This is a genomic window from Phytomonospora endophytica (assembly GCF_014202425.1).
Lineage (GTDB): Bacteria > Actinomycetota > Actinomycetes > Mycobacteriales > Micromonosporaceae > Phytomonospora > Phytomonospora endophytica.
In genome coordinates this window covers 178,345-189,539 of record NZ_JACHGT010000007.1, presented here as the reverse complement: position 1 = coordinate 189,539, position 11,195 = coordinate 178,345, and the positions used below count along the sequence as shown (strand labels likewise).

At 71.3% G+C, this 11,195-nt stretch carries 10 protein-coding genes; 7 read left to right on the top strand and 3 right to left on the bottom strand.

Annotation, left to right across the window (positions count from 1 at the left end):
• Nucleotides 1-44: 44 nt before the first annotated feature.
• Together HNR73_RS17450 and HNR73_RS17445 are read right to left on the bottom strand one after the other, a co-directional pair.
• Nucleotides 45-518 carry an Hsp20/alpha crystallin family protein gene (locus tag HNR73_RS17450; RefSeq protein ID WP_184788557.1) on the bottom strand — a complete coding sequence of 158 codons (474 nt, stop codon included), beginning with the start codon at nucleotides 516-518 and terminating at the stop codon, nucleotides 45-47.
• Nucleotides 519-605: 87 nt separating this feature from the next.
• The gene (locus HNR73_RS17445) at nucleotides 606-1,322 is read right to left on the bottom strand and encodes an HAD family hydrolase (protein WP_184788556.1); all 717 of its coding nucleotides are present in this window, start codon (nucleotides 1,320-1,322) and stop codon (nucleotides 606-608) included.
• Between the two features lie 164 nt (nucleotides 1,323-1,486).
• Here HNR73_RS17445 and HNR73_RS17440 point away from each other — a divergent pair, with 164 nt between their 5' ends.
• The gene (locus HNR73_RS17440) at nucleotides 1,487-4,189 is read left to right on the top strand and encodes a DEAD/DEAH box helicase (protein ID WP_184788555.1); all 2,703 of its coding nucleotides are present in this window, start codon (nucleotides 1,487-1,489) and stop codon (nucleotides 4,187-4,189) included.
• Between the two features lie 34 nt (nucleotides 4,190-4,223).
• On the opposite strand, the gene HNR73_RS17435 is transcribed toward HNR73_RS17440, so the two are convergent.
• The gene (locus HNR73_RS17435; protein WP_239122296.1) at nucleotides 4,224-5,129 is read right to left on the bottom strand and encodes a 5'-3' exonuclease; all 906 of its coding nucleotides are present in this window, start codon (nucleotides 5,127-5,129) and stop codon (nucleotides 4,224-4,226) included.
• Between the two features lie 50 nt (nucleotides 5,130-5,179).
• Here HNR73_RS17435 and HNR73_RS17430 point away from each other — a divergent pair, with 50 nt between their 5' ends.
• From HNR73_RS17430 to HNR73_RS17405, 6 genes are all read left to right on the top strand, one after another.
• A complete protein-coding gene (locus tag HNR73_RS17430) occupies nucleotides 5,180-6,307 on the top strand; it encodes a M24 family metallopeptidase (protein ID WP_275414582.1) in 1,128 nt (375 codons plus the stop codon).
• Complete coding sequence (locus tag HNR73_RS17425; RefSeq protein ID WP_184788554.1) at nucleotides 6,304-7,446, top strand: acyl-CoA dehydrogenase family protein; 1,143 nt, start codon at nucleotides 6,304-6,306, stop codon at nucleotides 7,444-7,446. Before HNR73_RS17430 ends, HNR73_RS17425 begins: the two co-directional genes overlap by 4 nt.
• 319 nt (nucleotides 7,447-7,765) lie before the next feature.
• Nucleotides 7,766-8,242: a lamin tail domain-containing protein gene (locus HNR73_RS17420; protein WP_184788553.1), complete on the top strand. Its 477-nt coding sequence runs from the start codon at nucleotides 7,766-7,768 to the stop codon at nucleotides 8,240-8,242.
• A gap of 93 nt (nucleotides 8,243-8,335) precedes the next feature.
• Nucleotides 8,336-9,763, top strand: coding sequence for a pyruvate kinase (gene pyk, locus HNR73_RS17415; protein WP_184788773.1), 1,428 nt, complete (start codon nucleotides 8,336-8,338; stop codon nucleotides 9,761-9,763).
• Nucleotides 9,764-9,824: 61 nt separating this feature from the next.
• Nucleotides 9,825-10,715: an acyl-CoA thioesterase gene (locus tag HNR73_RS17410; RefSeq protein WP_184788552.1), complete on the top strand. Its 891-nt coding sequence runs from the start codon at nucleotides 9,825-9,827 to the stop codon at nucleotides 10,713-10,715.
• The gene (locus HNR73_RS17405) at nucleotides 10,715-11,164 is read left to right on the top strand and encodes an RrF2 family transcriptional regulator (protein WP_184788551.1); all 450 of its coding nucleotides are present in this window, start codon (nucleotides 10,715-10,717) and stop codon (nucleotides 11,162-11,164) included. Before HNR73_RS17410 ends, HNR73_RS17405 begins: the two co-directional genes overlap by 1 nt.
• Nucleotides 11,165-11,195 lie beyond the last annotated feature (31 nt).

Genomic DNA, 11,195 nt, shown 5'->3' with positions numbered 1-11,195 from the left:
CGGCGGGAGACCCGCCGCCCACATGGGATCTTCGATCGTCGTGCCTACTCGGCGTCGACCGCCGCGATCGGCGCGGGGTGCCCGTCCTCGACGGCGATCTTCACCGGCTCGGGGCTGGGCTTGGTGACCTCGTGGACCCGCACGGTCAGCACACCGTGCTCGTAGCCGGCCTTGATGTTCTCGGCCGTGACGCCGGCGGGGAGCCGGAAGTCGCTCCGGAAGCGGCCGTGACGACGTCCGCGGGCAAGGACACGCTGTCCGTCGGCGACCTCGGCGGCGTTGCGCTCACCGGAGATCGTCAGGCGGCGAGGCGCGACCTCGATGTCGATGTCGGCGGGGGACAGGCCGGGGAGCTCGACGCTGATGACCACGTCGTTGCCGTCGGCGATGACGTCGGCGGCCGGCGCGATCCCGGCGGCGGCGCGCGGCGCCGTGCCGAAGAACCGCGTCACGATCCGGTCGAACTCGGTGTCGGCACGGTCGAGACGAGCCGTCGGTTCCCAGTAACGCAACACCATCGTGGTGCCTCCTCGTGTCTCACGTATTCGGCTGGCACTCTCATGGGTTGAGTGCCAACGTGTGTAGAGACGCCGCAGGTGGGGGCGTTAATTCCGGTCGGTGAGCCGGATCACCGCGTCGAGGCCGTGGACGCTTCCGGCGGGGGAGGCGGGCAGCAGCAGCGTCGCGCAGCCCAGCGTCGAGGCGGCGGCGTCGGCGAGGGTGTCGCCGACCATCAGGCACTCCTCCGGCTCGACGTCGAGGAGCATGCTCGCCCGGTGGAAGATCGCCGGATCGGGTTTGCAGACCCCGAGCTCATAGGACAGCAGCCAGGTGTCGACCAGGACGTCGAGTCCGAGATCCTTGGCCACCGGACGCAGATCGAAGCCGATGTTGCTGATCACCGCCGTCGGGATCCCGCGCTCCTTGAGCGCCGTCAGCGTCGGCACGGTGTCGGCGTAGGCCAGCCAGCCGTCCGGGGCCACCAGACGCGCGTACAGGGCGTCGGCGAGGCCCTCGAAGCCAAGCCTCGGGTTGTCCGCCCAGATCTGCGCGGCCAGCCCCGTGAAGGCCTCCTCGTGGTCGGCCTCCGACAGGTCCCGGTTCGCCCACGCCGCGGCCAGGTGCGGCCGGACGCGCGCGGGACCCGGCCCGCTCGGCCAGCCGGCGAGGTTGAGGGCGTCGGCGATGGCCGTGATCCGGATGGGGTCCAGCTCGACCTCACAGGAGGCCGCCGCCCGCGCGACGGCGACGGGCGCTGGCTCGACCTGGGCGAGGGTGCCGTGGAAGTCGAGCAACACGGCTTTGGGTGTGTTTCCGGCCACGAACCCGACCTTATCGAGGAGGTGACCGGCCCCTTCTGTCCGGTGTCGGCGGCCGGGCCCCGAAGGCGGGGATCTAGGCTGAACGGTCAGGCATGATCCAATTACGCTTTCGCGCGGGCGCGCTGGTCTTAGGAGTTGACGCACCCGACCGTTAGGGTTGGTCCATGAGTAGTCCCGCCGAGCGGTATTCCGCGGCCCGCAGGCGGGCGGCGTACCCCGCGCTCGTCGAGTTCACCGCCTCGCTGGAGTTCGGTCTCGACGACTTCCAGGTGCGGGCCTGCGAGGCCCTGGAGAGCGGCTCGGGCGTCCTCGTGTGCGCCCCGACCGGCGCCGGCAAGACCGTCGTCGGTGAGTTCGCGGTCCATCTGGCCCGCGGTACCGGCCGCAAGTGCTTCTACACCACCCCGATCAAGGCGCTGTCCAATCAGAAGTTCGCCGACCTGGTGAAGGTCTATGGCCCGGGCGAGGTCGGGTTGCTGACGGGTGACACCGTCATCAACGGCGACGCCCCGGTGCTGGTGATGACCACCGAGGTTCTGCGGAACATGCTCTACGCGGGGTCGAGCACGCTCGACAGTCTCGGTTACGTGGTGATGGACGAGGTTCACTACCTCGCCGACCGTTTCCGGGGCGCGGTGTGGGAAGAGGTCATCATCCATCTGCCGGCGTCGGTGACGTTGGTGTCGTTGTCGGCGACGGTGTCGAACGCCGAGGAGTTCGCCGACTGGCTGGTGAGCGTTCGCGGGCGCACCGAGGTCGTGGTGTCGGAGCATCGCCCGGTTCCCCTGTGGCAGCACATGCTGGTCGGGCGGCGGATGTTCGATCTCTTCGGTGACGCCGACGCCGCCGAGCATCGTGAGGTGAATCCGCAGTTGCTGCGGCACACCCGTGAGCAGCAGCGCAGGCTCGGTTTCGACCATCGTGGACGGCCCCGGCGGGGCCGTCCGGTGCAGCGTCCGGACGTGATCGCGCGTCTCGACGATGAGGGGCTGCTGCCGGCGATCGTGTTCATCTTCAGTCGTGCCGGTTGTGACGCGGCCGTGCAGCAGTGTCTGCGGGCCGGGATGCACCTGACGAACGCCGTCGAGCGTGCCGAGATCACCCGCATCGTGGAGGAGCGGACCAGGGGCATCGCCGCCGACGATCTCCAGGCTCTCGGCTACTGGGACTGGTTCGACGGTTTGCGCCGTGGTCTCGCGGCCCATCACGCGGGTCTGCTGCCGGTCTTCAAGGAGGTCGTCGAGGAGTTGTTCTCGGCAGGTCTGGTCAAGGCCGTCTTCGCCACCGAGACGCTCGCCCTCGGTATCAACATGCCGGCGCGCTGCGTGGTGCTGGAGCGTCTCGTGAAGTTCAACGGTGACGCGCACGTCGACATCACGCCGGGGGAGTACACCCAGCTGACGGGTCGTGCGGGCCGCCGTGGCATCGACATCGAGGGTCACGCCGTGGTGGCGTGGTCGCCGGAGCTGGATCCGCGGCACGTGGCGGGTCTGGCGTCGACGCGGACCTTCCCGCTGCGGTCGAGTTTCCGGCCGTCCTACAACATGGCCGTCAACCTCGTGGCGAGTCTCGGCGCCGAACGGGCGCGCGGGCTGCTGTCGTCGAGTTTCGCGCAGTTCCAGACCGACCGGGCCGTCGTCGGCCTCGCCGAGCAGGTCCGTGCCGCCGAACAGGCCGCGGCCACCCACGACAAGGACATCGCCTGCCACCTCGGCGACTTCGGCGAGTACTACCGGCTCATGCTCGACATCTCCGGCCGTGAGAAGACCCTCGCGCGTTCGGGCAAGGCCGCCCGGCGTGACGCGGTGACGGACTCCCTGACGCACCTGAAGGTCGGCGACGTCATCCACATCCCCGGGGGGAAGCGCGCCGGGCTCGCCGTCGTCCTCGATCCGGGCGTGCCGCGTGGCGGGGAGCACCGGATCATGGTGCTGACCGAGAATCGCTGGGCCGGCCGGGTCGGTGACAGTGTCTTCGCCGAACCGGTCGACGCCCTGGCCCACATCAAGGTCCCGCGGCACTTCAACCACAAGGCGCCCGCCGCCCGCCGCGACATGGCCGCCAGCGTCCGCAACACCGGCGTCACCGCCGATGGTCCCCGCCGTTCCCGCAGGCAGGTCCCGGCGGGCGAGGACCGTGAGCTGGGCGTGCTGCGCCAGCGGCTGCGTGAGCATCCCTGCCACACCTGCCCCGACCGCACCGAGCACGCCGGCTGGGCCAGGCGAAGGCAGCGGCTCCTCGACGACAACGAGCACCTGCGCCGCAAGGTCGACCAGCGTTCGGGCTCCCTGGCGCGGGTCTTCGACGCCGTCTGCGCCGTTTTGACCTCGCGCGGCTACCTCGCCGACGGCCAGGTCACCCCGCACGGGCGGACCCTGTCGCGGCTGTGGACCGAGACCGACCTGCTCGTCGCCGAATGCCTCCGCGCCGGTGTCTGGGACGACCTCGGCGCGCCCGAGCTCGCCGCGGTGGTCTCCACCGTGCTCTACGAGTCCCGCCGTGACGGGGACCTGCCCACGACCCTGCCGCACGGGCCGGTGTCGCAGGCGGTCACCTCGACGCTCGGGATCTGGGAGGGGCTCGTCGCCGAGGAGCGCGGCAAGCGCCTCGACGCCACCCGCGAGCCCGACCTCGGCTTCGTGTGGCCCATGTACCGCTGGGCGCGCGGCGAGCCGCTCGCCAAGGTCTTGGCGGCCGTCGCCGGGCCCGACGCGGAGATGCCCGCCGGGGACTTCGTGCGCTGGACCCGCCAGACCGTCGACCTGCTCGGCCAGATCTCGGGGGCCGTCGGCCCGAAGCACCGCCTGCACGAGGTCGCCAAGGACGCGGCGTCCCTGCTCAAGCGCGGGGTCGTCGCCTACGTGTGAAGCCGCGGCCCCGCCCGGGGCCGCGGCCGGTGCGTCAGGACGTGGCCTCGGCGATCGCCTCGGCGAGCCGTCCGAGCGGGCTGGCCAGGCCCCAGCGCGCCGACAGGGCGTCGAGGGCGGCCTGGTCGGCGGGCGTGTCCGGGAGAGCGCCGTCGACGTCGTCGACGGGCACGTCGGGCACGGTCCGCACGACCGTCGGTGCCGCCTGGAGGTACGCGGCGGCCTCGGTGAGGGAGCCGCGGATGCGCGGGGTGATGCCCGGCGCGTCGCCGGAGGCGGCGGTGACGAGGGTGTCGATGCCGCCGTACTCGGAGATGAGCTTCGCCGCGGTCTTCTCGCCGATCCCCTTGACGCCGGGCAGGCCGTCGGACGGGTCGCCGCGCAGGACCGCGTAGTCGACGTAACGGGACGGTTCCACGCCGAAGCGCTCGCGGACGGCGGCGGCGTCGAAGGCCTCGGCCTTGGCGATGCCGCGTCCCATGTAGACGACCTTGACACCGCGTTCGTCGTCGACGAGCTGGAACAGGTCCCGGTCACCGGTGACGACGTCGACGGGTTCCTTGGCGGTCGCCGCGAGGGTGCACAGCACGTCGTCGGCCTCGTAACCGGCCGAACCGACCATGGGGATCCCGTAGGCGGCGAGGACTTCGCGGATCACGTCGACCTGCGGGCCGAGTTCGTCGGGGGCCTCCTCCTCGCCGTCGGGGGCGACGCGGTGGGTCTTGTAGGAGGGGAGGAGATCGACACGCCACTGTGGACGCCAGTCGAGGTCCTCGGCGCAGACCAGCCGTGACGGCCTGCGCGATCGCACGAGGGTGGCCAGCCCGTCGATGAAGCCGCGTACGGCGTTGACGGGGGTGCCGTCGGGTGCGCGCACCGAGGAGGGCACGCCGTAGAAGGACCGGAACCACAGTCCGGGAGCGTCCACGATCATCAGCATGCCGCCAGCCTGCCAGACATCGCGCCTGAACTACCGTTAAGCTCCCGAGCGTGGATGCCGCAAAGACGCTGTACACCGCCGAACGCCTCGCCGCCGTTCGGGACGCGACCGCCGCCGCCGGGATGGACGCCCTCGTCATCACCCCCGGCGCCGAGCTGCGCTACCTGACCGGCTACGACGCGCACGCCTCCGAGCGCCTCACCGCGCTCCTCGTGCCCGCCAACGGGCCCGCCACCCTCATCGTCCCGCGCCTGGAACGCCCCCTCGCGGCCTCCTCGCCCCTCCCGGGCACCGGAGCCTCCATGGTGGACTTCGGGGACGGCACGGACCCCTACGCGCTGCTGGCGAGCCTCCTCGACGAGCACGCCGACGGGCCCCGACGCGTCATCGGCGCCGCCGAACGCATGTGGGCCGCGCACTGGCACGGCATCGAAGGCGCGATCCCCGGCGCCAGCCTGGCCATGGCCGGCGACGTCCTCTCGCCGCTGCGGATGATCAAGTCCGCCGCCGAGATCGCCGAACTCGCCCGCGCCGCCGAGGCCATCGACCGCGTCCACGCCCGCATGGGCGAATGGCTGCGTCCCGGCCGCACCGAACGCGAGGTCGCCGCCGACATCTCCGCGGCCATCATCGCCGAAGGCCACACCGCGGTGTCCTTCGCGATCGTGGCCGCCGGACCCAACGGCGCCAGCCCGCACCACCACGTCTCCGACCACGTCATCGAACGCGGCCAGCCCGTCGTCGTCGACATCGGCGGCACCGTCGACACCGGCTACGGCTCCGACTGCACCCGCACCTACTGCGTCGGACAGCCCCCCGCCGACTTCACCGAGTACTACGGCGCCCTCCACGCCGCCCACCGCGCCGGAGTCGACGCCGTCCGCCCCGGCGTCACCGCCGCCTCCGTCGACGCCGCCACCCGCGCCGTCCTCACCGACGCCGGGTACGGCGAGTACTTCACTCACCGCACCGGGCACGGCATCGGCCTCGACGGCCACGAGGCGCCCTACATCGTCGACGGCGACGACACCGTCCTGGTCCCCGGCATGGCCTTCTCCATCGAACCCGGCGTGTACATCCCCGGCCGCCACGGCGCCCGCATCGAGGACATCGTGGTGTGCACCGACACCGGGGTGACCCGGCTCGACACGCTCCCCACCGAGGTGACGATCCTGTGAACCGGTACCGCCTGCTCCCCTCCGACGAGGCCGCCGCGATCCTCGAACTCGCCGGTGACATCGCCGACCGCGAACTCGCCCCCCTCGCCGACGACTTCGAAGAGCGCGGAGAGTTCCCGCGCGAGGCCGTGCGCGTCCTCGGCCGCGCCGGACTGCTCGGCCTGCCCTACGACGAGGCCGACGGTGGCGGCGGCCAGCCCTACGAGGTCTACCTCCAGGTCCTCGAAGTGCTCGCCTACCGGTGGCTCACCGTCGCCGAGGCCGTCAGCGTCCACACCCTCGCCTGCTACCCCCTGGCGGCCTTCGGATCGTCCGCGCAGCGCGCGGAGTACCTGCCCGGCCTGCTCGGCGGGGAACTCCTCGGCGGCTACTGCCTGACCGAACCCGCCGGCGGCTCCGACGCCGCGGCGCTGACCACCCGCGCGGTCCGCGACGGCGAGGACTACGTCGTCAACGGCACCAAGGCCTGGATCACCCACGCCGGCGTCGCCGACTTCTACCAGGTCTTCTGCCGCACCGGCGGCCCCGGCCCGGCGGGCGTGTCCTGCGTGTTCGCCGACGCCTCCACACCCGGCATCGTCCCCGCGCGGCCCGAACGCAAGATGGGCCTCAACGCCTCCCCGACCGCCCAGATCGCCTTCGACGACGCCCGCGTCCCCGCCGGGCGACTCGTGGGGGAGGAGGGCGAGGGCTTCCGCATCGCCATGTCCGCGCTCGACGCCGGCCGCCTCGGCATCGCCGCCTGCGCCATCGGCCTCGCCCAGGCCGCCTGCGACTACGCCACCGGCTACGCCAAGGAGCGGCAGCAGTTCGGCACGCGCATCATCGACTTCCAGGGCGTCGGCTTCATGCTCGCCGACATGGCCACCCAGATCGAGGCCGCCCGCCAGCTCACCCTGCACGCCGCCCGCCTCAAAGACGCCGGGCGGCCGTACGGCATCGTGGCCGCGCAGGCGAAACTCTTCGCCACCGACATGGCCATGAAGGTCACCACCGACGCCGTGCAGGTACTCGGCGGCTACGGCTACGTCCGCGACCACCCCGTCGAGCGCTACATGCGCGAGGCGAAGGTCCTGCAAATCGTCGAGGGCACCAACCAGATCCAGCGCATGGTCATCTCCCGGACCATGAGCCGCTAGCCGCACCCGCCGGCAGGTCGCACATTCCAGTGCGTCCCGCCGCCCCTTCCCGAGACCGCGCCCGATCCGCCCGTTGCGTCCGGGACCGTGCCCGAACGCCCGCGTCTCGTATCGCCCGAGCGGGTGACGCGGCCCGCCCCGGCACCCGCTAGCCCTGCACAGTGCACCGCGTTTCCGCAGGTCAAGATCGATACAACGGCCCGATCGGCCGAGCTCGGCCCGCCGCTTCCGATGAGCGCCGGCGACCACTCCGACACGTAGTGTTCCGATTCCGGCCCCAGCCCAGGGCCCGGAATCAGCCCACGCAAGGAGAATCCCCATGCGCACACGCCGTCTGCTGTCGGCCGCCTTCATCCTGGTCGCCGCCCTCGCGGCGAACCTGGGCCTGTCGAGCGCCGCCCACGCCGCCAGCGACCCGAAGACGCTGCACATCGGTTACATCCGCTACGACTCGGCGGGGAAGGACACGGGCTCCAACGCCTCCCGCAACGACGAGTGGATCACCGTCCACAACAACTACAGCACCGCGCTCACCCTCACCGGATACAAGATCAAGGACAAGGCGGGGCACACCTTCACCTTCCCCACCTACCGCCTCCCCGCCAAGAAGACCGTCACGATCCACACCGGCAAGGGCACCGCCAGCACCTACCACCTGTACTGGAACAGCGGTTCCTACATCTGGAACAACACCAGCGACACCGCCTACCTGGTCAAGCCGACCGGCGGGAACAAGGACACCTGCTCCTACCCGACCTCCGACGACGGGCCCGGTATCGGCTGCCACAGCCGCTGACCGGCCATAACGGACAGGATGCCCACCCCGCCGAGGCGGGGTGGGCGCCTTCCCTCCCCAGCCGATTCCGGCGGGTCATCCACGGCTACCCTGATCGACGTGACACGTCGCGCGAAGATCGTATGTACCATCGGCCCCGCCACCGCCACTCCCGACCGGATCCGGGGCCTTGTAGAAGCCGGGATGGACATCGCCCGACTCAACTTCTCCCATGGCAAGCACGCCGACCACGAGCAGGTCTACCAGCTCGTGCGGGAGGCCGCCGCAGCGACGGGGCGGCCCATCGGCATCCTGGCCGACCTGCAGGGCCCGAAGATCAGGCTCGGCACCTTCACCGACGGTCCCGTTCAATGGAGCACGGGCGACCACGTGACCATCACCAGCGACGACTGCCCCGGCACCGCCGAGCGCGTCTCGGTCACGTACAAGAAACTCCCCGCCGAGGTCCACGCCGGCGACCGGCTCCTCGTCGACGACGGCAAGCTGGCGCTCGAAGTCCTCGACGTCGACGGCGACGACATCCGCTGCCTCGTCGTCGAAGGCGGGCAGGTCTCCAACAACAAGGGCCTGTCGCTGCCGAACGTGGCGATCAGCGTCCCCGCCCTGTCCGAGAAGGACACCGCGGACCTCAGGTTCGCCCTCGGCCTCGGCGTCGACATGATCGCGCTGTCCTTCGTGCGCTCGCCCGAGGACATCAAGCCGGTCCACGCGATCATGGACGAGCTGGGCTCGCGTCTCCCGGTGCTCGCCAAGATCGAGAAGCCGGAGGCGGTCACCCGCCTGGAGTCGATCGTGATGGCCTTCGACGGCATCATGGTCGCCCGCGGCGACCTGGGCGTCGAGCTCCCCCTCGAACAGGTCCCGCTGGTGCAGAAGCACGCCGTGCAGCTGTGCCGCGAGAACGCCAAGCCGGTCATCGTGGCCACCCAGATGCTCGACTCGATGATCGAGAACTCGCGCCCGACCCGCGCCGAGGCCTCCGACGTCGCCAACGCCGTCCTCGACGGCGCCGACGCGGTGATGCTCTCCGGCGAGACCAGTGTCGGCCGCTACCCGATCGTCACCGTGCGGACCATGGCGCGGATCATCGCCACGACCGAGGCGGGCAACATCGACGCGCCCCACCTCGGGCACGCCCCCCGCACCCAGGGCGGCGCGATCACCGCGGCGGCCATCAACATCGCCGAGGCCATCGACGCCAAGGCCCTGGTCGCCTTCAGCCAGACCGGCGACACCGTGCGGCGCCTCGCGCGCCTGCACAGCGACCTGCCCCTCCTGGCCTTCACACCGGAACCGTCGGTGCGCAGCCAGCTGGCGCTGTCGTGGGGCACCGAGTCCTTCCTGGTCCCGTTCGTGCACCACACCGACGAGATGTTCGAGCAGGTCGACCACGCGCTCATCAGCGTTGGCCGCGCCCAGCCCGGCGACCTCGTCGTGATCGTGGCCGGCAGCCCGCCCGGGACGCCCGGCTCGACCAACACCATCCGCGTGCACCGCATCGGTTCGCTGGACAAGGAATGAGCCGAGCCCGCCACGAGGACCCGCGGCCGATGACCGCAGCCGAGAACAGCGAGGGGACGACATGAACATCCTCGTCGGACAGGACGCGGTCGACGACCTCCTCCGCGTCCTCGATCTCGAGCACATCGACGGCGACATCTACCGCGGCGCCGGTCCCCAGGTCGCGCCACAGCGCGTCTTCGGGGGACAGGTCGCCGGGCAGGCCCTCGTGGCGGCCGGCCGCACCATCAGCGCCGACCGGCACGTCCACTCGCTGCACGGGTACTTCGTGCGGCCGGGCGACTCGACCCTGCCGATCGTCTACGAGGTCGAACGCATCCGCGACGGTCGCTCCTTCTCGGTGCGCCGCGTCGTCGCCCTCCAGCAGGGCAAGACGATCTTCTTCATGTCGGCGTCCTTCCACATCGGCGAGCAGGGCCTCGAACACGCCGACGAGATGCCCGACGTCCCGCCGCCCGGCGAGGTGCCGACGCTGGCCAAGCGCCTCGCCGACACCCCCGACCGGCTCGGGATCTGGGCGCGCACGCCGCGCCCCATCGACGTGCGCTACATCGGCGAGTCGGGCTTCGCGCGCTCCGGTGCCCGTCCCGGCGGGCCCGAGCAGCGCGTCTGGATGAAGGTCGACGGGAAACTCCCCGACGATCCGCTCATCCACGTCTGCGTCCTCACCTACGCCAGTGACCTGACCCTCCTCGACACCGTCCTCAACCAGCACGGCGAGGTCTGGGGTCCGGGCGGGTACCTGGGCACGAGCCTGGACCACGCGATGTGGTTCCACCGCCAGTTCCGTGCCGACGAGTGGTTCCTCTACGACTCGCTCAGCCCCTCCGCCTCGGCCGGCCGGGGCCTGGCCACGGGCCAGTTCTTCGCCGCCGACGGCCGCCACATCGCCAGCGCCGTTCAGGAGGGCCTGCTGCGGGCCATGCCCTCGATCCCCGCCGGGGTGCCCTAGTGCGCCTCTCCGCGCGGGTCGACTACGCGCTTCGCGCGACCGTGCAGCTCGCCGTGTCGGGTGAGGACCCGGTCAGCGCCGAACGGCTCGCCACCGCCCAGGAGATCCCGGCGAAGTTCCTGGAGAGCATCCTCCTCCAGCTGCGCCGGGGCGGGCTCGTGACGAGCCGGCGCGGCCCCGACGGTGGCCATCGCCTGGCGCTTCCGGCCGCCGAGATCAGCCTCGCCGACGTGATCCGCGTCGTCGACGGCCCGCTTCTCGGCGTGCGCGGCCACCGGCCCGAACACCTCGGCTACCCGGGTGCCGCGGCGGCTCTCCAGGACGTCTGGATCGCCCTGCGCGCCAGCGAACGCGAGATCCTCGAATCGGTCACCGTCGCCGACGTCGCCGCCGGTGAGCTCCCCGACAAGGTCCGCCGCTTCACAGAGGACCCGAAAGCCTGGGAATAGCGAACGCCCCGGGTGAATCCACCCGGGGCGC